Source organism: Sulfuriroseicoccus oceanibius (assembly GCF_010681825.2).
Classification (GTDB): domain Bacteria; phylum Verrucomicrobiota; class Verrucomicrobiia; order Verrucomicrobiales; family SLCJ01; genus Sulfuriroseicoccus; species Sulfuriroseicoccus oceanibius.
On sequence record NZ_CP066776.1, the window covers coordinates 2,142,268 to 2,164,353 of the forward strand.

The 22,086-nt window shown below is 59.4% G+C and carries 19 protein-coding genes; 11 read left to right on the forward strand and 8 right to left on the reverse strand.

The annotated features are described in order from the left end of the window. Positions 1-603 precede the first annotated feature (603 nt). The 4 genes from G3M56_RS08610 to acs all read right to left on the reverse strand — a co-directional run bounded on the left by G3M56_RS08610 (position 604) and on the right by acs (position 4,746). Positions 604-1,071: a dihydrofolate reductase gene (locus G3M56_RS08610; protein ID WP_164363507.1), complete on the reverse strand. Its 468-nt coding sequence runs from the start codon at positions 1,069-1,071 to the stop codon at positions 604-606. A gap of 68 nt (positions 1,072-1,139) precedes the next feature. Next, entirely contained in the window at positions 1,140-1,934 is a 795-nt protein-coding gene (locus G3M56_RS08615; RefSeq protein WP_164363505.1) for a thymidylate synthase, read from the reverse strand. A 114-nt stretch (positions 1,935-2,048) separates the two neighbouring features. Next, the gene (locus G3M56_RS08620; RefSeq protein ID WP_164363503.1) at positions 2,049-2,492 is read right to left on the reverse strand and encodes a type II secretion system protein GspG; all 444 of its coding nucleotides are present in this window, start codon (positions 2,490-2,492) and stop codon (positions 2,049-2,051) included. Between the two features lie 316 nt (positions 2,493-2,808). Next, positions 2,809-4,746, reverse strand: coding sequence for an acetate--CoA ligase (gene acs / locus G3M56_RS08625; RefSeq protein WP_164363501.1), 1,938 nt, complete (start codon positions 4,744-4,746; stop codon positions 2,809-2,811). A 272-nt stretch (positions 4,747-5,018) separates the two neighbouring features. Here acs and lipA point away from each other — a divergent pair, with 272 nt between their 5' ends. Further along, positions 5,019-5,996, forward strand: coding sequence for a lipoyl synthase (lipA, locus tag G3M56_RS08630; RefSeq protein ID WP_164363498.1), 978 nt, complete (start codon positions 5,019-5,021; stop codon positions 5,994-5,996). A gap of 113 nt (positions 5,997-6,109) precedes the next feature. Here lipA and G3M56_RS08635 read toward each other — a convergent pair whose 3' ends face one another. Beyond that, positions 6,110-6,556, reverse strand: coding sequence for an Hsp20/alpha crystallin family protein (locus G3M56_RS08635; RefSeq protein WP_164363496.1), 447 nt, complete (start codon positions 6,554-6,556; stop codon positions 6,110-6,112). A gap of 245 nt (positions 6,557-6,801) precedes the next feature. Here G3M56_RS08635 and G3M56_RS08640 point away from each other — a divergent pair, with 245 nt between their 5' ends. Beyond that, a complete protein-coding gene (locus tag G3M56_RS08640; protein ID WP_164363494.1) occupies positions 6,802-7,140 on the forward strand; it encodes an ExbD/TolR family protein in 339 nt (112 codons plus the stop codon). A 39-nt stretch (positions 7,141-7,179) separates the two neighbouring features. Further along, complete coding sequence (locus G3M56_RS08645; protein WP_164363491.1) at positions 7,180-7,608, forward strand: hypothetical protein; 429 nt, start codon at positions 7,180-7,182, stop codon at positions 7,606-7,608. Positions 7,609-8,282: 674 nt separating this feature from the next. On the opposite strand, the gene G3M56_RS08650 is transcribed toward G3M56_RS08645, so the two are convergent. After that, positions 8,283-9,350: a glycosyltransferase family 61 protein gene (locus G3M56_RS08650; protein ID WP_164363489.1), complete on the reverse strand. Its 1,068-nt coding sequence runs from the start codon at positions 9,348-9,350 to the stop codon at positions 8,283-8,285. A 36-nt stretch (positions 9,351-9,386) separates the two neighbouring features. Further along, positions 9,387-9,749 (reverse strand): aspartate 1-decarboxylase, encoded by a 363-nt coding sequence (locus tag G3M56_RS08655; protein ID WP_164363487.1) that lies wholly within the window; start codon positions 9,747-9,749, stop codon positions 9,387-9,389. A gap of 168 nt (positions 9,750-9,917) precedes the next feature. Here G3M56_RS08655 and G3M56_RS08660 point away from each other — a divergent pair, with 168 nt between their 5' ends. Then, a complete protein-coding gene (locus G3M56_RS08660) occupies positions 9,918-11,102 on the forward strand; it encodes a trans-sulfuration enzyme family protein (RefSeq protein ID WP_164363485.1) in 1,185 nt (394 codons plus the stop codon). A 45-nt stretch (positions 11,103-11,147) separates the two neighbouring features. Beyond that, entirely contained in the window at positions 11,148-12,653 is a 1,506-nt protein-coding gene (locus tag G3M56_RS08665) for a PLP-dependent transferase (protein ID WP_164363483.1), read from the forward strand. A gap of 361 nt (positions 12,654-13,014) precedes the next feature. Here G3M56_RS08665 and G3M56_RS08670 read toward each other — a convergent pair whose 3' ends face one another. Continuing rightward, positions 13,015-13,896, reverse strand: a complete 882-nt coding sequence (locus G3M56_RS08670) for a LysR family transcriptional regulator (protein ID WP_164363481.1) — start codon at positions 13,894-13,896, stop codon at positions 13,015-13,017. 82 nt (positions 13,897-13,978) lie between these two features. Between G3M56_RS08670 and G3M56_RS08675 the strand changes: the two genes are divergently transcribed. The 6 genes from G3M56_RS08675 (at position 13,979) to G3M56_RS08700 (ending at position 22,085) form a co-directional block, all read left to right on the forward strand. After that, a complete protein-coding gene (locus G3M56_RS08675; protein WP_164363479.1) occupies positions 13,979-14,971 on the forward strand; it encodes a YeiH family protein in 993 nt (330 codons plus the stop codon). 115 nt (positions 14,972-15,086) lie between these two features. Further along, complete coding sequence (locus tag G3M56_RS08680; protein ID WP_164363477.1) at positions 15,087-17,366, forward strand: hypothetical protein; 2,280 nt, start codon at positions 15,087-15,089, stop codon at positions 17,364-17,366. Next, positions 17,342-17,992: a hypothetical protein gene (locus G3M56_RS08685; RefSeq protein ID WP_164363475.1), complete on the forward strand. Its 651-nt coding sequence runs from the start codon at positions 17,342-17,344 to the stop codon at positions 17,990-17,992. Before G3M56_RS08680 ends, G3M56_RS08685 begins: the two co-directional genes overlap by 25 nt. Before the next feature lie 115 nt (positions 17,993-18,107). After that, a complete protein-coding gene (locus tag G3M56_RS08690) occupies positions 18,108-19,091 on the forward strand; it encodes an AAA family ATPase (protein ID WP_235203333.1) in 984 nt (327 codons plus the stop codon). A gap of 12 nt (positions 19,092-19,103) precedes the next feature. Further along, on the forward strand, positions 19,104-19,982 hold the full coding sequence (locus tag G3M56_RS08695; RefSeq protein ID WP_164363473.1) for a DUF58 domain-containing protein: 879 nt from the start codon (positions 19,104-19,106) through the stop codon (positions 19,980-19,982). 42 nt (positions 19,983-20,024) lie between these two features. Next, the gene (locus tag G3M56_RS08700; RefSeq protein ID WP_164363471.1) at positions 20,025-22,085 is read left to right on the forward strand and encodes a BatA domain-containing protein; all 2,061 of its coding nucleotides are present in this window, start codon (positions 20,025-20,027) and stop codon (positions 22,083-22,085) included. Position 22,086 lies beyond the last annotated feature (1 nt).

Consider the following 22,086-nt stretch of genomic DNA (forward strand, 5'->3'; position numbering starts at 1 on the left):
TCGTTACCCAAATCCCAATCGGAGCGCAGCGATCCAGCATCCGGCGTGGGTCTCCTAATCGATATCGCTATCGCTATCCTAATCGAACCGCGGTGTCGGCGTGCAGGCGGCGGCCGTCGGGTGAATCTTGCGCTCCGTCGGAATCGCCCGCTCGGCCGCTATATTGGGCGGGCGCCAACCCCAGGGTGTGGTCGCCGGAGGCTCCCTTCACCCTGGGCTGGTTTGCGCTTCCCTTTGCAGGGAAGGAGGGTTTTCGAGCGATGGTCTAGTGAGGCAGCGTCGAAGCCGTTGTCATTATCGTTATCCAAATCCCAATCGGAGCGCAGCGATCCAGCATCCGGCGTGGGTTTCCTAATCGGTTTCTGGCGCTGGTGTTATCTTTAGGCGTGCGGCTGCGCCGGATGGGGGCGGTTTGCCAAGGCGAGGCTTGGCGTTCCATGCTTGGCGTTCCGGTAGTGGGGGGGCGTTACCTGAGAGGCTTCTTGGACCAGCCCGACGGTGAGAGAGTTCTCGGGCGACGTCACCTTGGGGTCAGGCGCTACACAAAAAAAGCGGCACCCTGATTGGGTGCCGCGGGAGATGGGAAAGTTCAGGGTGATCCGGCTACGCCTTTTTGCGGTAGTAGATCAGATCAAAGGTGTCGTGTTTTTCGACGATGCGGTCTTTGACGAACCATTGGCTGATCTCAGGGAAGTAGGCGTCGCCTTCATACTCCTCGTGGACGTGGGAAATGTAGACACCGTCGCAGAGTGGGAGCATGGCGGCGTAGAGAGCGGACCCGCCGATGACGAATGCGGAGAGTTCCGGGTCGACGAGTTTCAGGGCCTCCTCAGGCGAGGCGGCGAGTGCCGTCCCGGCGGGTGCTTCGTTCAGCGTCGTGCTGACGACGATGTTGCGGCGGTTGGGGAGTGGGCGGCCGATGGATTCATAGGTCGTGCGGCCCATGATGATTGGGTTGCCGGTGGTGAGTTTTTTGAAGGTCTTGAGGTCTTCAGGAAGGTGCCATGGGAGTTGGCCGTCGCGTCCGATGACGCGGTTGGGATCCATGGCGACGATAGCGGTGAGCGACATGATAATGGCGAAAAAATGGGAAAATATTAACCTACGCGCATTGCGTAAGAATGAGTGAAAAGTCGTTACTACACGCTGACTTCGCCCTTGATGTGTGGGTGTGGGTCGTAGTCCGAGATGGTGATGTCGGCGATGGTGAATCCGTCGATCTCTTTGACGTCCGGATTGAGGGTCAGCTTCGGCAATGGGCGTGGGTCACGGGTCATCTGGAGCTTGGCCTGCTCGATGTGGTTCGAGTACAGGTGGAGGTCACCGAAGGTGTGGACGAAGTCGCCAGGCTGGAGACCGCACACCTGCGCCATCATTTGGGTCAGCAGCGCGTAGGATGCGATGTTGAATGGGACACCGAGGAAGAGATCGGCGCTGCGCTGGTAGAGCTGGCAGGAGAGCTTGCCGTCGGCTACGTAGAATTGGAACAACAAATGGCACGGTGGGAGGGCCATGTTGGGTACGTCAGCCACGTTCCAGGCGCTGACGATATGGCGGCGCGAGTGCGGGTTGTTTTTGATGCTTTCGACGACTTCGGCGATCTGGTCGACGACGGTGCCATTGGCGCCTTCCCACGAGCGCCATTGTTTGCCGTAGACGGGGCCGAGGTTGCCGTCTTCGTCCGCCCATTCGTCCCAGATCCGGACATTGTGTTCCTTGAGGTAGGCGATGTTGGTGTCGCCTTTGAGGAACCAGAGGAGTTCGTGGAAGATCGAACGGGTGTGCAGCTTTTTGGTGGTGAGGAGCGGGAACCCTTCACTGAGGTCATAGCGGCATTGGGCGCCGAAGACTGAATAGGTGCCGGTGCCGGTGCGGTCGTCGCGATACGAGCCGTTTTCGAGAACGTGGCGAAGGAGGTCGAGGTATTGCTGCATGGGATGGATGGTAGTACCCGATCGGGGAGGTTTTGGACAGGAATTCACATGATGATCATGATTGAATCGCTGTCGAGAAAGGGAAGGGCGCAGGATGAACCTGCGTGGGGAGCTTTATTGGGCGGTTTCTCCGCGTTGCTTGAGGATCTCGCGCGCGGCGGACGAGTCGATGTCGTCGTCATCTCCTGCGATTCCGTTTTTGCCGGACGAGACAACCCGTGCCGGGAGCTCGGCGGATGGATCGATGGTGATGGTGAGTGGATTGCCCCAGGTGTCGACGAGGTGGTTGCCGTCGATGAGGAACCCTTGGTCGCCTTTGATGATGTGCGCGTTTTTCGGGTTGTTGCCACGGAGCTGGTGGAGGATTTCCACCTCATCGCCGGTCGGGTAGGATCCGATGGCCTTGTGGTATTCGTCGATCTTGTACTCGATGGCGTAGGCGATGTTCGAGTTGGTGACGCGGTCGAGTTCCGGTTTGAACTTGAAGAACCAGAAGCAGCCGAGTGTCAGCATGGCGATGCTGATGATGACCATTGCGGTGAGAAGATTGCGGGACATAGGGATGGAGAAAAGTCTGGCCTATCATCGGCAGCGGAGGTCGTGGGTCAACTCCTGAAAGGGTGCTGGAATCGTTGTTCAAGGTGCAAGCGAGATTCGGACGGCTTCCACCACCCTTACAGGGTGAATGGTTGCGACGGAACGAAACCCAAGGCTGAAGCCATTGGGCTTTGTTCCGTGTTCCTTCCAGGAACAGGTCGCTGGCAGGAGTGCGGACCCTCCTGCCGTTTCGGTGGTTCGAACCTGATACAAATCAGCCCCCGCACTCCAGAGAATGCGGGGGCTGATGATCAATTTCACGCAAGTGAGAGCGCCGTTACTTTTGCAGTGCGGCGATTGCGGTGAAGTCTTCGAGCGTTGTGGTGTCGCCGGAGATCTTGCCGGTGGCGCAGATTTCCTTCAACAGGCGGCGCATGATCTTACCCGAGCGGGTTTTTGGCAGAGTCGAAGCGAACTTGATGTCGTCCGGCTTAGCGATGGCGCCGATGCTCTTGCCGACGTGGTTGCGCAGTTCCTTGGCGAGGTCGTCGCTGGTTTCGATTCCGGTTTTCACGGTGACGAAGGCGACCACGGCCTGGCCCTTGAGGTCGTCCGGGCGGCCGACTACGGCGGCTTCGGCAACGGCAGGGTGGGCGACCAGTGCGCTTTCCACTTCCGCGGTGCCGAGACGGTGACCCGAGACGTTGAGCACGTCGTCGAGGCGCCCGACGATCCAGAAGTTGCCGTCGCTGTCGGTGCGTGCACCGTCGCCGGCGAGGTAGACGCCCTCGTACTCGCTCCAGTACGTGTCTTTGAAGCGCTGGTCATCGTTGTAGATGGTGCGCAGCATCGATGGCCATGGCTTGCGGATGACGAGCTTGCCACCTTCGTTCGGGCCGACTGGCTGGCCGGTTTCGTCGAAGATTGCAGCATCCACGCCAAAGAATGGGCGGGTAGCGGTTCCTGGCTTGATTGGCACGGCACCTGGGATTGGGGAAATCATGATCGCGCCGGTTTCGGTCTGCCACCACGTGTCGACGATCGGGCACTTGCCGCCGCCGATCTTGTTGTAATACCACATCCAGGCTTCCGGGTTGATCGGCTCACCGACGGTGCCGAGAAGGCGCAGCGACGAGAGGTCGTATCCGTCGACAAACTGATCGCCGGCCTTGATGAAGGCACGGATCGCGGTTGGGGCGGTGTAGAAAATGGAGACCTTGTACTCCTCGACCATCTGCCAGAAGCGCGAGAAGTCCGGGTGGTTCGGCGCACCTTCGTAGATGACCTGGGTGCAGCCGTTGAGCAGCGGGCCGTAGGCAATGTACGAGTGGCCGGTGATCCAGCCCACATCCGCGGTGCACCAGTAGACGTCGTCCGGCTGCATATCGAAGATGTACTTGCAGGTGGCGTAGGTGCCGACCATGTAGCCGCCGGTGGTGTGGAGGATGCCCTTTGGCTTACCGGTCGAGCCCGAGGTGTAGAGGATGAAGAGCGGGTGCTCCGCGTCGAGTGCGACTGGTGGGCAGTTGGCGTCGACTTTTGCGGTCTCGTCTTCCCACCACATGTCGCGGCCGTCGGTCATGGTGACGTCGTTTTCGCAACGCTTAAGCACGAACACGTTCTTCACGCCATCGTAGCTGGCGAGTGCTTCGTCCACATTTGCCTTGAGTGGGACGATCTTACCACGGCGCCATCCGCCATCAGCGGTGATGACAGCCACGGCCTGCGAGTCTTCGAGGCGGTCTTTGATAGAGTCGGCGGAGAATCCACCGAAGACGACCGAGTGCACCGCGCCGATGCGGGCGCAGGCGAGCATGGCGATCACGGCCTCTGCGACCATTGGCATGTAAATGAGCACGCGGTCACCGGAGGTGATTCCGTTGTTCTTCAAAGCGTTGGCGAAAAGGCAGACTTCATGGTGAAGTTCGCGGTAGCTGATCGAGCGTTTGTCGCCAGGTTCGCCTTCCCACAGGAGGGCGGTTTTGTCGCCATTGCCATTTTCAAGGTGTCTGTCGAGGCAGTTCTCGGTGATATTTACCTTGGCTCCGGTGAACCATTCGGCGTGTGGTGGGTTCCAAATGCAGACCGAGTCCCACGGTTGTTGCCATTTCAGTTCATTGGCTTCACGGGCCCAGAAGGTGTCCGGATCGTCGATCGACTCGCGGTACATTTCTTCGTACTGCTCGATGCTCTTGATGCGTGCCTTTTCCGAGAAGGCTGCAGGTGGGGCGAACGTTCGGTTTTCCTGAAGGTGTGATTCGATATTATCGCTCATGAGGTTGGGGGTCTCTTGGGTAGTTGATGACCGCGGGTCAAACGCGGTTCGATATGCCCGATTTTGGGCGTGCGGCTAGGAAAATGCGCAACTCTGCTACCTGGTGGCAAGCTTAATCCGTCAAATTCCCTGTAACCAATTGACGGCGAAACCAAAGTATTCTGCGAATTCCTGCATCATCGGGTGGAATCTCGGACAAGTGAAGGCCGCTCCGGCAGGGTGGTGAGGAATCGAATTGCGTCGGCGGCATGTAGGGGTAGAGTGGCCGTCCTATGCCTCGCAAAACGATTGACCCAGCTCTCCACCAGGACACCAAGCCATCATGGATCAAGGTTCGTCTGCCGAATGATCCGGTCTTTTGGTCGACCAAGTCCATGGTGTCCGATCTCAATTTGGTGACCGTGTGTGAAGAGGCCCAGTGTCCGAACCGCTGGGAATGTTGGAGCCACGGAACTGCGACGTTCATGATCGCTGGTGAGAATTGCACCCGCGCCTGTGGATTCTGCGCGGTCAAAACAGCCAAGCCACTGCCGCTCGAAGAGGACGAGCCAATGCGTGTGGCCGAAGCAACGAAGCGCATGAAGCTCAAGCACGTCGTGATCACAGCAGTGGCTCGTGACGACCTTAAGGACGGCGGTGCGGAGCACTTCAAGCGCACCATTGAGACCGTGCGTGAAGTGAACCCAGGAATCGTGGTCGAGGTGCTGGTGCCTGACTTCAACGATAAAGACTGGGCATTGGAAATGGTGATGGATGCCAAGCCGGAGATCTTCAACCACAACCTCGAGACCATCGAGCGTCTCACTCCGCTGGTGCGTTCGCGAGCCAAGTACTGGCGCTCGCTGACTGTGTTGCGCAAGGCGAAGATGATGGCTGGCGGCCGCGTTGCGACCAAGAGCGGTATCATGCTCGGTCTCGGCGAAACCGAAGAGGAAGTTTTCAAGGCCATGGATGACCTGCGCGACCACCACGTGACCGTGCTTACGCTTGGGCAGTACCTGCGCCCGTCGGAGAAGCACCTTCCTGTGGTCGAGTACATCCACCCGGATCAGTTTGCCCGCTACAAGGAAGTGGCATTGGAGAAAGGCTTCCGCCACGTCGCGTCCGGGCCGCTCGTGCGTAGCTCGTACCACGCGGATGACTTCCGCCCTGAGCTCGACCTCGAGCGCAGCGATGTCGAGGACATCCTCAAAGAGGATCCTTCGCTTGAGCAGACCAACGACGACGTGAAGTCGTTGATCAAAGCCTAAGGCGCCGATCAGAAGATTCCTGCGGGCCGCGTCTCCATCGGAGGCGCGGTCCGCTTTCGTTTTTGGATCTGTTGTCGGCCCGGGCGCTGCTAGCCGCCAGCCCCGGTTGGGTGCTATTCGACCTCGATCTCATGCTCGTCGTGCTTGGTGGGCACGGACTTCGGCATGGTGATGGTGAGCACACCGTCTTTGAACACGGCCTTGATGGCGTCAGGGTCGACGCTTTCCGGAATGTGGAACGAGCGTTGGTAGGTGCCGTAGCTGCGTTCGATCCGGTGGAATTTGACGTCGGCCTGCTGCAGTTCGCGTTTACGTTCGCCGGAAATGGTCAACACACCGTCCTTGACGCTGACTTTCGCGTCCTGGCGGCTGACTTCAGGCAGGTCCGCTGTGATGGTGTAGCACTTGTCATCTTCCGCGACGTCTACTGCGGGACGCCACTCAGACAGGTCGTTGGCCGAGAGCAGTTCGCCACTTTCATTGCCGAAAATGGAGCTCAGGCGGTTGCTGAGCCCGGTCATCTCACGGAAGGGATCCCAGGTTTCAATCTTGTTTTTCATGACTTTCTCCTTTGCAGGTTTTGCGGGCGGAAAGCCGTGATGGATTGCGGGCTGCTCCGCCTAATTCACAGTGTACCATGGTCTCCATGCCTGACGAGGACATGGGTGCTGGGAAACTCGCAGGCAGGCTGTGCTCGATCTTGACTCGCGTGAGTGTGGTTCGCATGCTGCAGAACCTTGAGCCTAGCAGATGGCGGCGGTTATTGTGTTTTTATGCCTCGTCCGTGTAGCTGAGGAGATTCATTATGAAACGTTTCGTGCTCCCTCTTCTGATTGCCTTCGCTGCGCCCTCGTTCGCGGCAGATGCCCCTCATTCATCGCCGCCTGCTCCCGTGGAAGCTGCGGAAGAGGGGGATGCGCCAATGGTGATGTTGGATGTGAAGTCGGATCAGATCCTGTTGGACGGTGAGCCGATTGCGCAGCCGCAGTTGGAGCAGGTGCTCAAGCAGGCTGGACCTGATGTGAAGGTGGTCTTACGGGTTGATCGCGAGTTGTCCCATAAGCGGGTGGTTGAGATGTTCGACCACCTAAAGGTGCTCGGGGTAGGCAAAGTGTATCTATGTACGGTCGGGGATCCGCAATGATGGATGTGGGTGAAACGGCGGAGGTGAAAGGGCTTTGATATGGACAAGCTTCAGAACTTCATAAATGTAGTGTTAGTCGGGGTCGTCACGTTCTTGTTGGTCGATCGGTTTACCGACCAGCGAGAGGATTACCCACTGCAGAACGAAGTGGCGGCAGTGGAGCGCGAGTTCTATCTCCATTACTTGGCGCGTGGTGAGTACCCGCAAAGTCGTGCGTTTTTGAGCCCGGTTGCAGCGAAGCTTGTGGCGGCCTATCCCGAGAACTTTCGATGGGATGAGGATGGTGTTTTCTTGCATTTTACCCCTCGAGTTGAGGCTGAATTTGTGCCATCAACCATAGGGAAACCAGGGGAGACCTTTGAGCACAACTGCCAAGTCTTCAAAGCTCATGCAGCTTGGTGTGATGGGTTCAGGAGTGATTATGAAGCAACTCCCGATGAGTTGTCGGCTGAGGGTGTGATGTTTTAGCTTTCGTGTTGGGGGAGTCGATGAAGGTGTCTCGTCAGTGGATCCGGGGATTGGGTGTGTTGGTGCGCCTGGTGTATTTGTCGGTAGCGTTGGGTTTTTTGGCACTGCCGGTACGGTTAATGGGTGACCGGTGCGACGAGCTGGGCTGGTTGTTGGCTGTCGCCGGACTGCTGTACGTGCTGATTGTCTTTCCTCTTGTGTTGCCGCGCGTGCTGCGTGGGGTGGGGCTGAAGGTGACTCGCACGGGAGCTGTCCGAGTAAACCGTCCCATCGGGACGAGCTTTCTGCGGGCGTGGGACCTGCGGTTGAAACCGCAGGCTAGCCGGTAATTCGTCGCTTCGCGACCGCGCGTACGGGATGCTGGGGCATCAATGCATCGCGGAGAATATCCGGCGGGGAGTGATGCCAAGGAGAGTGACGGGGCGTTATGATACGATTGCGCCACGATCTTCGACCGTTGAAGCTCATGTTTCTGTGAGGCGGGTGTGGCGGTGATCGATGATCGGTGTGTGCGTAGCTGTGCAACTTGCCCCCAAATGAATGCCTGCAACACGCTGCGGTGGAGGAGCATCGCGGAGCGATGGCTTACAGGTTAGCCAGAGGTTTTAACCTCTGGTGGCGGCGAGGAGAAAGGGGCCGCGCCGGAGGTGCGGTTTACACACGGGGTGCTGCGCTCAAGCCTTGAGAAAGGTCTCCACCATCGGGAGCATGGTCTCGAACTCGAAGTCGAGGTCGGGGTCTTTGCGCTCGCAGGGGGAGCTGTGGGCGGCGTAGCGCACGCCAGCAACCGCGGCGATGCGGAAATACTGCGGGTAGATGTAGTCGGACGGGAACAACTCGAGCGCTTTGGTGCCCGGTTTGCTGAAGACCAAATTCACCAAGGCGGCGCCGTGTGGAGCAATCACTTCCGCCGATGATGCAAACAGCCGGGCCTGGTCGAGTGACGGCATACCTGACAGGGTCACCGACTCGTAGCCGCGGTCGGCGAGGTAGTCGATGAACTCGTTCTCGTTGCGTGGGCGGCGGCGCCATGCGTCGCCGCGACCGATGTAGATTTTGCGCGTTGGCTCGATATCACTCCAGCCTGGGATCTGCTCACGCAACCACGCCACTGCCGACGGGTGGGGCTTCGCGGGTTCCGCCGGGGACGGAACGACGAGCGACTTGGCACGGAGGTGGGTGTCGGGTTTCGCCTCGATGATCTTGGCGGGATCGATCCCCAAGCGGTCGAGCCATTCCTGATGGTAGGGACGGCCCAGCGGGGTGAAGATATAATCCGCGCGCTCGATCCAGTCGCGGATCGCACGCAAGCGGGGGAGCGAATCTGCGATCCAGTGGCAGTAGTTTTTCCAGGCCGAGATAGACGGCAGGACGAGCACCGACCCGTCGATTTCCCGCACCTCGGGCAGTCCTTCGTAGTGGCAGACCCGGTTACCGAGTGGGTAGGAATTAAACTCCCAAACCAAGTCGGAAACGATGTGGTTCGACTGGTCGATGATGACCCCGTGGTGGGAAAAGACACGGCCACCTGGAAGCTCCGCGAGCACGTACGGCTCGAGTGTGCAAGGGCGCCCTACAGGTAGGATCGACGCGGTGTGTGGGTCGATGCCGATGACCTCCGGCGGCGCGATGGTGGCCGCCGGTTCGAGGTCAGTGACCAGCGCGTGTGGCGAGTCGGCGAGCGGGTGGCAGCCGACGGGGGCGGGATCGGTCCAATGCTTGTAGGTTTTGAGCCGGAGCATGGAGGCCACGGGGGATGTGGTGCCGCAGCGGGCCGCCTAGATTGGATCGGCGCTGAACGAGGTCTTGATGATGCGGTTGTTTTCGTCGCAGAGCAGCTTGATCGGCTCGATCGGCTTTTCCGAGAGGCCCCAGGCGAGGATGGTGATGCGCTCACCGGTTTTGATGCGGTGGGCGGCGCCGCCGTTGATGGTGATGCGGCCGCAACCTTCTTCGCCGAGCTGGGCGTAGGTTTCCAAGCGGTTGCCGCTGGTGATCGAGGCGACGAGCACCTTTTCACCTGGCCAGATATCGGCTTCACGCATCAGATCCGCAGGGATCGAGATGGACCCTTCGTAGGCGATGTCGGCACCGGTGACCATTGCACGGTGGAGTTTGGACTTGAGCTGAACGCGAAGCATGGGCTTGGAATGATTGAGCTGTGCGGCCAGTTTTCGCCGCGGCGTAAATTCCCTCATTTGCGGCTAAAAGCAAGTATTGGCTCCTTGATTTCGCCTGAGTGGTCGCTGGAAAATCCGCCGAACTCAAACGTTGATGGATAGCGGAATCGGGGCTTCATTCCCACCGACATGACTGCCGATTCCGATCATCCATCCGCATCCGACCGCTCCGCCCATCCGGAAACCGCCGCCATCCATACAGGACTTGGCTTCAAGGGCGACACCGGAGCCGTGATCCCGCCGGTCTATATGACCTCCACCTTTGCCCATGGGAATCCGGAAGGCTTTGACTACACGCGCTCGGGGAACCCGAACTTCCGCAACCTCGGTGAGCAGTTGGCGATTCTGGAAAAGGCGGCCCACGCGCAGGTTTTCGCCAGTGGCGTGTCGGCGATCACTGCGGTGATTTCCACCCTCAAGAGCGGCGACCTCGTGTTGGCGGAGGAGAATGTGTACGGCTGCACGTACCGCATGCTGGCGCAGGTCTTCGAGAAGTTCGGTGTGCGCACGCGCTACGTCGATTTCACGGATCGCGCCAACTGGGAGTTGATCGAAGAACTCGACCCAGCACTGGTTTGGATCGAATCGCCGACCAACCCATTGCTCAAGATTATCGATATCCAGGGGATTGCCGAGGTGGCCAAAGGAACGAATGCCTCGCTCGTGGTGGACAACACCTTTGCTTCCAGCATCCTCCAGCACCCGCTCGAACTCGGTGCGGATCTCACATTGATCAGTACCACCAAGTACACCAATGGTCACTCCGACTGTCTCGGCGGCGCGGTCTGCACCAACAGCGACGAGTGGAACGAGAAGATGATCTTCGCGCAGAAAGCGCTCGGGTTGCAGCCGTCGCCGTTCGACTCGTGGCTGGTGGCTCGTGGCGCGCGCACGGAGGCGTTGCGTGTCCAGCGTCATTCCGAGAACGCATTGGCGCTTGCCACGTTTCTGGAGAACGAAGCCGGTCTGCCGCTGGTGCGCTATCCATTCCTCGAAAGCCATCCGCAACACGCATTGGCAAAACAACAAATGAGCGCAGGTGGGGGCATCATCGTGGCCGACCTCGGGCGCAGCGTCGAGGGCACTGTCGCATTCCTCAAAAAGCTCGAATACTTCACCATGGCCGAGAGCCTCGGTGGGATTGAGTCGCTGGTTTGCCATCCGGCCTCGATGACCCATGCGTCGGTGCCACGAGAGGTGCGTGAGCAAGTGGGCATCACCGACTCGCTGGTGCGTTTCTCGGTTGGTATCGAGCACATCGACGACCTGATTGCCGACGTGCGCGAGGCGCTTGCGGCGACTGCTGATGCGTAGATAGTTCTGCAGCACGCACATCCCAGTGCCTCATTTCGCGACCCCATGACCCGTAACGTCTTCCTCGACCCCTGCTGGCGTGAAGCCGACTTAGGGAAACCTTTGCCGGACTCAACGCACGCCTGCTCGGTGTGCCTGCCGACATGGCAGTCGAACATCGACTATGAGGAAGGCGTGGAAGCCGTGGTGGCGAAGCTGGAGGCCGGGTACCCGCGCTTTGTGATCAACCCGATCGTGCGCGAACTGCACCAGCAGATGCTCGACATGCACGGCCATCCCGGCGAGGTGCGAGCGCTTGCGTTCTGCGACCCGTCTGCTGCGGCGCGTTGTGCTGCGTTTGTCGAGCAGGAAACCGGCCGCGATGACTTGGTGCGCATCGACGGGTGCTCTGTGTTCCTGGCGGCGGATGCCGTGGGAGCTGCAGTCTATTATTGGCGTTACGCGGGCGACGGGATCAGCAGCCGCTCCGCTAAGGTGCTGATGGACGGGGGCGTGCTGTCGGACTACGCCGCGGACGGTGAGTCCGCGCGTGCGGAGATCCGCGAGCGGATTGCGGCGGAGTACGATGGTGTGGCGCCTGATGATGTGTATTTGTTTCCATCCGGGATGGCGGCGATTGCCGGTGCGCACCGCGTGCTGCAGTCGCTGATGCCGGGCGGGCGCTTTGTGCAGGTGGACTTTCCGTATGTTGATGCCTTGCGGGTGCAGCGTCATTTCGGAGCGCGGCTTTCCGAGTTTTTGCATATCGACCGTGACGGCGCGCCGTCGGTGGCGTTCGGTGAATGTTTCGGAAATGGCGATATTGCCGGTGTGTTTGTGGAGTGTCCTAGCAACCCGTTGCTGCGATGTGTGGATTTGGCGGAGTTGGCCCAGGAGGCCGGACGTCGCGATATCCCGGTGGTAGTGGATGATACGGTTTCGAGTTCACGCAATGTGGATGTGATCGGTCACGCGGACATGGTGAGCACTAGTTTGACCAAATGGTGGTCGGGCAGTGGCGACGTCATGGCTGGATCGATCGTGCTCAACCCACGCGGCAAACATTATGAGCGCCTCAAGCGAGCGATGGATGCGGCTCGCTTGCCGGAGCTGTGTGCTCCCGATGCGTTGCATCTCGCGCCGCTCACCGAGGGCTATGCCAAACGGGTGGCCGCCGCCAGCGACAACGCGAAGGCATTGGTCGAGTGGTTGCGCGACCAGCCTGAGGTGGCGCGGGTGTGGCATCCGCTCACCGAAACGGCGAACCACTACGAAGCGATCCGTCGCGCCGATGGTGGATGGGGGGCATTGTTCTCGCTGACATTCCACGGTGGCGAGGAAAGCTCGGCGCGCTTCTTTGATGCGCTGGAGCTAAACAAGGGACCGAGTCTGGGGACGAATTTCACGCTTGTATGCCCGTATGTGCTGCTCGCGCATTATGACGAACTGGATTGGGCCGCCGAACTCGGTGCGCCACGCGATCTGGTACGGGTATCGGTGGGCTGCGAGCCGATTGATGAGTTGATCGCGAAGTTCGAGCGCGCGTTGGCAGCGATCCATCGGGCGGCGTAGGGACTGGTTTTAAGTTGTTACGTGGTTAGGTTTTAGGGGGCGGAGTGGTCGCTGCGCTCCTTTGGTTTGGTGGCCGGACGGGAGACCGGCGGTCCGGGGGGGCGATGAGAGCTGCGGAGATACGAAGTCGTTTTGTGACTCTGTGTTTCTCGTGGCTATCAACCCCGAGCGGATCCCGGTCTGATCTGTATTGGTGACCACTCGAGCCCTTTGCGTCTTAGCGACAGCGTGGTCTTTGCGTGAGTATCTCAATGGAGCGGAGGACGGGAGACCGGCGGTCCGTCGGCATCGATGGCTAGCCGTAGTTAGTAATCTGCGGATGGAGATCAAAGCCACCGCGGGTGATGTAGACCACCCCGTGTTAGGCGCCGCAGGCGGTGGCGAAGGCGTCTAGCAGTGGGGTGCGGTATTTGTCGCGGTGAAGGATGCTGAAGAGCGTGCGGTGTAGGTTGAGGCCGCGCACGCTGATTGCGGTCAATTGTCCGGTGGTGAGTTGGTCTGCGACGACGTGTTGTGACAGGCAACCAAGTCCCAGGTTTTGCTGAACGGCTCGCTTCACGGCTTCGCTCGATCCTAGTTCCATTCGGATGCGGACATTGGCGGCGCGCTCAGCCAATGCGCTCTCGAATACAGACCGGGTTCCCGATCCGGCTTCGCGTAAGACCCAGTCATACTCGAGTAGGTGGTCTATGGTGGGCGACCTGAACTTTGCCAGCGGGTGTTCTGGGTGGGCGATGATCACCAAGTCGTCGTCACGCCATGGTTTCAGCTCGGTGTGCGGCGTGAGAGACGTGCCTTCGACGAATCCGATATCGGCGTTGCAGGCCGCAATAGCCTGGGCGACGTCGGATGTGTTGCCGACAACTGTCTTGATTTCGACGTTCGGGTGATCGCTGCAGAAGCGGGCTAGAATCTCGGGTAGGAGGTAATTGCCGATGGTAGAGCTTGCCGCGACGACCAGCTCTCCGTGCAGTTCCTCATTCGAGTGGTCGAACATGTGCTCGATGTCGTAAACACGCTGCAGTAGTTCATGAGCACGGGGATAGAGAAGGCGCCCACGGTCGTTGAGTTGCAGTCCTCTGCCTGTGCGGTCGAACAATGGGCCGCCGAGTTGATCCTCAAGCTCCTTCAGCGCCATACTCAGCGCGGACTGACTCAAGGCGATGGACTTTGCGGCGTGGGTCATGTTGCCCGCTTTGACGATGGCAAGGAAGAGCTCCACTTGGCGCAAGGTGATCTGCATCGTTCAAGGTATCAGTTAAACTGATTGAATCAATATGAACGATTGATTGGAGTGAATTGTGGGCTGGGCGTATGGCTTCACTGTGAAAATTGTCTCCTCGCTGAAATCCGTGGGGCCCGGGCTGGCGCTGGTTGTTGCGATTGCTTCTGCAGCGTGGCTGATGGCCCCTGTGGTACCGGTCTTTGACCGCGTGACGCTGGCCTTGGTGATTGGCGCAGCGGTTCGCGGTGTGTGGGGGGCGTCGGGTCGATGTGAGCTGGGGATCCGCATTGGTGAGCGGCAAATGTTGTCGGCTGCGATTGTGCTGATGGGGTGTCAGTTCGGTGCCGGTGCTATCTCTGAGATCGGGCAGGTTTTGCCTACCGTCATCGCTACGATTGGAGTGACACTGTTGGCGGCATTGCTGATCGGCAGATGGTTTGGGTTGTCGCTGCGCTTTAGTTTGTTGCTCGGTGCTGGCAATGCGATCTGCGGTGCCTCGGCGATAGCGGGCGTCGCCCCAGGATTGCATGCGGATGAACGCGAGATCGGTGTCGCGGTAGGTGTGGTGAACTTGTTGGGAACCGTGGGGATGTTGGCTGTGCCTGTGTTGGCGCTGAAATGTGGTTTCGGAGCGGAGGAGAGTGCGTGTTTGATCGGTGGTTCGCTGCAGGCCATTGGTCAGGCGGTTGCTGCTGGGTATTCATTGGGCGAGTCGGTCGGTGAGCTCTCCACGGTGGTGAAGATGTTGAGGGTTTCGTTGCTGTTGCCGGTGGCATTGTTGTTGCCGTTGGTGTTGCGGATTGGGGATAGTGGGAGTTCGGTTGGCGGGAGGAGAGTGCGGGGTTGGAGGTCGGTGCCGTGGTACTTGGTTGGGTTTGTTCTGTGTGCGGTGATGGCCTCAAGCGGCGCGGTGGATAGTGTGACTGATGTCCTCGGGAAATTTGCAAAACCGGCGCTGGTCATAGCGATGGCGGCGATCGGTCTGCGGATCGATCCTCGCGTGCTTCTTCGCCAGGCTCCACGCGCCCTGGTAGTGGGAGCGTTGGTTAATGGCGTACAGATAGCATTCTTGATTTCGATGCTGAGTTACTAGAAGCGATATGATTCTATAAATGTACTTGTGGGGGTGTGTGGATATTCGTTAGATCCAACCCGCTATGCGCCCCCATTTGTTTTCAGCTCTTTGTATCGGACTATGCACCGCCCCCATGATCGCTCCGGCTTTTGCGGAAGTTGCGGTTTCCGAGGTGGCAGATGATCAGGCCGGCGCGGTTCATTTCAATGGAGCATTCGACCGGTTGCTGGAGCTGGGCGTGGTGGATACCAAAGGTGCGCAGTACGTGCGGCTGAGCTTTGAGGGGATGCCATCCGGGGTGCCGGAGCTGGTTCGTGTGCGGCAGGTGATGAGCAATGCCCGCGGCGCGACTCGCAACGGCAATGGCTGGATTGTAAAAGACAAGGAGGGGCGAAGCTGGTTTACGCCTGATGGGGTCAACCGGGTGGAGGTGCGCGAGAAGAAGAGAGCGAACGCGCTGATGCGTGCGTTGGGCGGAGGAAGCGATGACGACAAGGAGGCCTCCGGTGTGCCTGCCAGTTGGCGCCGCGCTGCGGTGAAAAAGGATGCGCGGGCAATGGTCAAAGACATCACCAAAGCGACCGAAGAAAACGGTATCCTGGATCCCGACCGCTTCAGCTATGACGACAGAGGTCAGAAGTTTTTAAGTCAGGTCGTGCTCGATGCCTGCTTGATGTACCGCGCGGGTTATGCGGATGAGGCGAATGAATTGGTGCACGTGGCGTTGAGTGTTTACCCTACGCCGGAGCGGGTGATCGATGGGGTGATCGATGATCTTGCTGAGGCTCGTTACGCCGAGGTTTACGAAGCTTTCCAGAAGTCCCGAGACTGGCAGGCTTATCGTGATGGTGTGCGGTCCCTGGTTGAACGGTTTCCGCGCGGCTGGCTCTGCCGTGAGGGGGCGATGGTGTTGTCCGAAAAGTTGGATGCCCGGATTTCGGGCAAACAGCGGGTGGCGCAGGATGCCTTCAATGGTCATCCATTGAGCGCTCAAACGAAGGCATTGCTGGATGGATTGCGTCAACGTGAGACGGTGATTTATCCGTCTCAGCTTTCGGGATGGTTGCTGTATCCCACCGATCGCGACGAGTTGAAGAGCTTGGGGCGGTATGGTCAGGCGATTGCAGATGAATGGATGATCGAGCTGATCGCCTCGGGGATGGACGGCTTTCTTGGCTTGTTGGCAGCGGCTGAGAGTGATGAGTTTCTGATGGTGTCTCGCGAAGATTCGGCGCGGTCTTACTATTCTCGAAGCGACATTCTGCGGGCCGCACTCAGTCGTAGTGATGGCGAACTGGGCGATGCTTTGTTTAGCGCCATGGAGCGGCCGACGTTGATGAGCGATGTGGCGCTGGAGTTGCTCAAGGCTGCCTATCCTGACGGCAGCGATTCGGGGATGTCCATCAGCTTCGGTGGGAGTGAAGAAATCGGAGCTGCGGAGTATTATCAGTGGTGGAAAGAGCACCGTGACCTGTCGAAGCTTGAGTTGGCTCGGGTCTATTTCTCCGACGGAGGAGGGACGCACAAGTTGGTCGCGATGAAATGGCTGGCGGAGTCCCAGAATTCCAGTGATGCCAAGTTGGTAGAGGATGCTGTGTTTGCTATGGAACTGCGCGCCGGGCTGGAGCTGGCGGCGAAGTGGGTGGATCTGCGTCGGAGCAATGCGGCGGAGTTTCTCGCGAGGTGGGAGGCGCATGTGCGTGAGCAGGTGGCAGCGGCGGATGAGGACGACTACATGATCCCATGGCAACTGCGGCAGGAGAAGGGCTTGGACGAGCACTTCAAGTCGCTGCAGTTGTTGGTCAACGACACCACCGCCGACGAGTTGTTCGCGAAGATGCGGGCCGGTGAACTGGATGTGGAATCCGGGATCAAGCAGTTGGCCGTTCTTTTGGAGGAAAAGGAGATCGAGCAGTTGCCGGCGATCATGGACTTGGTGGCGGCGTTGGAGGATGTCGACGACCAAATGCGGGTGTTGGACTGGATCACCGATACGGCGGTCGCGCGATCCGGAAGCTGGGGCGAGGGGCCGGAGGCTGAAGCGCTGAAGATTGGTTACCGTGCGAGGATTGCCGGTAAGCTGGATGCTTCCCGCGCGCATTGGGGGATGCTTCCCGCGCGCATTGGGAAGAACTGCTTGCCAGTGATGCGACCTCAGAGTGGGCAGAAGGTCAGTGGGGCTATGGCGATGTGCGCTCGCTCGCCGCTGCGTGTCTCGTTGCAATTTATGCGCCTGAGGTCAATCAGAAGATGTATGGGATTGCGTTCTGGCGGTCCGAGGAGGCGCTGCAGCATGAGCACATCAAGGTGGCCAGGCGGTTGCTGGCGGGTGAGTCTGTTCATGCGAACTACCAACCGGGGGCAGCTTTCGAAGGAGATGTGGCGAAAATGCGTGCCGATGTGGCCGAGCTGACAACGCCTCAGGTGTTGGAGTATATCGATGCGTTGGCGGTCGAGCAGTTGCCGGTGTGGCAGGCCTGCTTTGAAGGTTACGAGGGAGGAGCTCCGGCTGGAGTGACGGGGTTGCAGAATGTGGTGTTTGAAACTTTGGTGTTTGAAACTTATCACAGCGGTGAATTGCCTGATGGCTTCAGTGATTCAGTGGATGATATGGTACTGCGCAAGACGGTGGATCGAGAGTTGGTTGAGCAGACCGCTCGGTTCCTTCTTGAGCAACGCTCGGAAATGAAGGGCGGCGGGGCGTGGTTTTACCCCGATCGAACCAACCTGCTGCGAATATATGACCTCAACACCTTGACGTTGATAGGCAGCTCTTACCTTCGTCGACCCCAGGTCGATGCGGCGTCAGACCGTCTGCGTAAGGGGCAGGCGGAGGCGATGGTTCTGATGGTGGATCCGAGTGACGCGCAGAAAGGCTTCCGTGTGCTGTACCATCCGGCGGCGGGCGATCTTAAGCTTGATGGGATGGCCGATTCCCTTGATGCGGTGTTGGAGAACGAAGACGGTGGCGCCTCTGTAAGTCTGATTTTCCTGACCGCCGATGGGCTGAAGCAGATGGAGGCGGGAGAGGAGGAATAAGTTTCGAATCTTATTGCCTGCGATTGTTATAATAATTATCAAGCTCGTGCGGTGAGACCCTGCACAGAGAATTTGCAACCAAGAGTATCAACTCGATAACCCCAGATAGTATAAAGTGAGTGCTGTGATAGATCCTGCCAAAGAGTGGGAAGAGATTCAAAAGACGGTGGCGGAGATTCGCCAGCAGACGGGGCGTGTGATTGTGGGGCAGGAGCGGATTGTCGAGGAGATGCTGGTGTCGCTTTTGTGTGGCGGGCATTGTTTGATCACGGGTGTGCCTGGCTTGGCGAAGACGTTGTTGGTTTCGACTCTGGGCAAGATCCTGGGCTTGAAGTTCAACCGGATTCAGTTCACGCCGGACTTGATGCCGACGGACATTGTGGGGTCTGAGATCCTGCAAACGCAGGCGGGATCCGCTCGTGAGTTTGAGTTCGTGCCTGGTCCTGTGTTTGCCAACTTGTTGTTGGCCGATGAAATCAACCGTACACCGCCCAAGACGCAGGCCGCGCTGCTTGAGGCGATGCAGGAGAAGCAAGTGACGGTGGCGGGAACGACGCGTCGATTGGGCGAGCCGTTTATTGTGTTTGCGACGCAGAACCCGATCGAGCACGAGGGAACCTATCCCTTGCCAGAAGCCCAGCTCGACCGCTTCTTCTTCAACCTCAAGATCGATTACCCGAGCATTTACGAAGAGGAAGAGATTATCAAACGCACGACCGGCCGCGAGGTGCCGTCGGCGGAAGCGATTCTCGACAGCGAGGGCGTGCTGGCATTGCAGAAAGCGACCTTGGACGTGCCACTACCCGATCAGGTAGTGAAGTACATCCTGAGTGTGGTGCATCGTTCCCGTCCGGGCGGCGAGATGGCCACGGAGTTTATCGATCGTTATGTCGAGTACGGTGCGGGGCCGCGTGCTTCGCAGTGTCTGGCTCGTGCGGCTCGTGCGCTCGCATTGTTGCGCGGGCGCGATGCGGCGTCGGTGGAAGAAGTGCGCGACATCGCCCTGCCTGTGCTGCGTCACCGCGTGATCCCGAACTACAACGCGACCGGTGAGGGCGTGAAGGTCGAGGATATCATTGCCAAGTTGCTTGAGGAGTAGATGCGTTAGACGATGCAGGACTCCCGTTACAAATTCCTTCGTCCCGAGGACGTCAAACGACTGGCTCACTACGAGTTCGGCGTGAAGGCGATGGTCGAGGGGTATCTCTCCGGCCGCCACCGCTCGAAAGAACGGGGCGCGTCGATTGAGTTCCACGAGTACCGCCAGTACGTGCCGGGCGACGACCCCGCGCTGGTGGACTGGCGGGTTTTCGCGCGCACCGACCGCCATTATCTCAAGACCTTCGAGCAGGAAACCAACATGGAGTGCCATGTGTTTGTCGACAGCTCGGCGTCGATGGGCTTTCAGCACGACGGGCCGCTGACCAAGTTGGAGTATGCGTCGTTTTTTGCTGCTTGCCTGAGTTGGCTGGTGGCGTCGAAGAACGACCGCGTTTCCTTGCAGTTGTTTGACGATCAGATCCGCACGTTCATCGAACCAGGATCTACCCGGCGTCATCTGCACCAATTGCTGACCGCTCTGGAGCACAACCAACCGGGTAACAAGACCTCGGTGGCAGAGGCATTGCGCAAGGCGCAGCCATTGCTCAAGCGCAAGGGGACCCTGGTGGTGGTATCCGACTTTTTCGACGAGCCGCAGGAGATTTTCGAGGCGCTCAGCCCCTATCTCCACCGTGGGTTTCGCGTGCATTTGTTCCACGTGCTCGACCCAGCCGAGCGGACGCTGCCCGATCGTGGGTTGGCGCGTTTCGTTGATTTGGAAACACGGGAGAACCTGGTCGTTCATACCGGCAGCTTGAGCGAAGCCTGGCGCGATGGGATCAACGACCACGTGGCGACGATGCGGCGGTTGGCGGTATCCCGTGCGGTGGACTACACGCTGGCAGAAACCACGGACAGCTGGTTCTCGCTGCTCGACCGATTGCGCTAACCCGGAAGCGCTCATTGAATCAACCTCCGACACCCCATTCTGATGCAACTTCTCCTGGCAAACTTTTCCTGGCTCTGGCTCGCGCTTTTGGTCGCGTTGCCTGTGCTCGTGCATTTGTTTGCCCGCAGTAATCCGAAGCGCTTTGAGTTTTCCGACACGGCGTTTTTGCGTCGGATTGTCAAGAAGTCGGCGCGGGTGCGAAAGCCGCAGGACTGGTTGGTTTTGTTATTGCGCACCTTGGCGGTTGCGGCGCTGGTGGCGGCATTCCTGCGTCCGTTGTTAACTTATGGCGACGCTGATACGGCGGCCGAGCGTCATTGTGTGGTGGTGATCGACCGATCGGCGTCGATGGCCGGGCGGGACGGGGTTTCAAGCCGGTTTGCCAGTGCGTGTGCCCAAGCCGCCGAATGGTTGGCGAGCGATGACTTTGACCGCGTGAATGTCGTCTGGCTCGACGCCACGCCGGATGCTGTGTTCCCTCAGCCCGGGGTGAATGTGGAGTTCTTGGTCGACAGCATCCACCGGCAGGCCGTGAGCGCCGAGGCTGGAGCGATCAAACAAGCCGTGGATCTTGCGGCTGCGCAACTGAGCCAGCTTGCGGGAGATCGCCAGTTGGTGGTGGTGTCGGACTTCCAGAAATCCGCGTGGCAAAATGTGAGCCTGGAGGTGCCGGCGGGCGTGAAGTTGACCAAGGTCGCGGTGGGTGACAGCGACCTGCCTAACGTGGCGATTGACCGGATTTTTTGCGCTCCCGCCGAGCCTGTAGTGGGCGAGGACGTGAAGGTGGTGTGTAAAGTGCACAACTATTCGGACACGCCGCAACGCGTGACACTTTTCCTCGAGGTCAATGGCGGGCGTCAGTCGCAGGTGATGGAGCTTGCAGCCTGGGGCGAGGGCGAGGCGCTGTTTGCCACCCGCTTCAGCGAACCGGCGGTGGTGCCCGTGCGGGCGGAGATCAGTGAAGACGCTTTCTCAGGTGACGACGTGGCGCATGCCTTGATCGAAGTCGGGGCGCCGGTGGCGCTGCGCTCGGTGGCTCACAGTTTCAACGAAGACGCTGTCCAGGTATTGGCGCGGCTTGGGTCCGCGTTGGAATGGATGGAGCATCAAGTGGACGGGCCGGGGAGTTTTGACGGGGCCTCGGATGCGCTGTGGTTTGTCCATGGTTGGGATGGTCGTGATGCGGCGTCGCTGAGAGAGGCTGCGGAGCAAGGGGCTACCGTAGTGGTGGAGCCGGGTGTTGGTTGTTCGCTCGGTGCCATTGATGCCGTGTTAGGGCTGACTGGCGGATCGCGGAGTGCGCAGGCAATGGAACTGGAGACCTTGGAGGGGAACTCCGGACGTGCGGCGGATCGGCGCGGTTGGCAAGCGGGCATCGCCGCTGCCGGTGAAGGCCTTCCCGTGTTTCAGTTGTTCCGTTCCGGGGAGTTCGGAAACCCATTTGGTGGGAACTTTTTTGAGCGTTGGCGCTTGCCGCAGGAGTGGCCGGCGGATCTCGAGCGCTTGGCAGATTATGACGACGGAGTGCCGGCGTTGGCCGCGCGCCGGGTTGGTAGCGGTTATGTGATTTTATGGAACCTGGCGTTAGGATCGGGCAAGGGGACGTGGAGTGACCAGTCGGTTTTCGTGCCGCTGATGGGCGAGCTGCTGGCGGGCTATCGTAATCGGGGCGTGGTCACGAGCCATGAGGTTCCGGTCGGGGGCGAGTTGGGCTGGGTTTTGCCGGACGGGATAGCTGCGGAGTCCGTGCGATTGGTAGACGACCGAGGCAACGAGTTGGAGTTGCGGTCCGAGCAGACTCAGAGTGGTGTGCGGATGGTGGCGGAGCGCGCCGCTTACCCCGCGCGCTTCCAATGGATGACCGGCGGAGCGTCGCTGGCGCAGAATGCCTCGTCCTTCCCGTCGTCGGAATCGGACCTGCGGTTGGTCGATCCTGCAGGTATTGGAAGCGGTGAGGTGGTAGACCGCGACGGGCTGTTGCAGCGGGCTGCTTTGGGCGACGGAGTGGACCTGTGGCCTTGGCTGGTTGCTGCGGTGTTATTGTTGTTGGTTGCGGAGGCTTTGGTTTGTTTGTGGTCCCCTGGCAGTCGTTCGAACGGTTGAA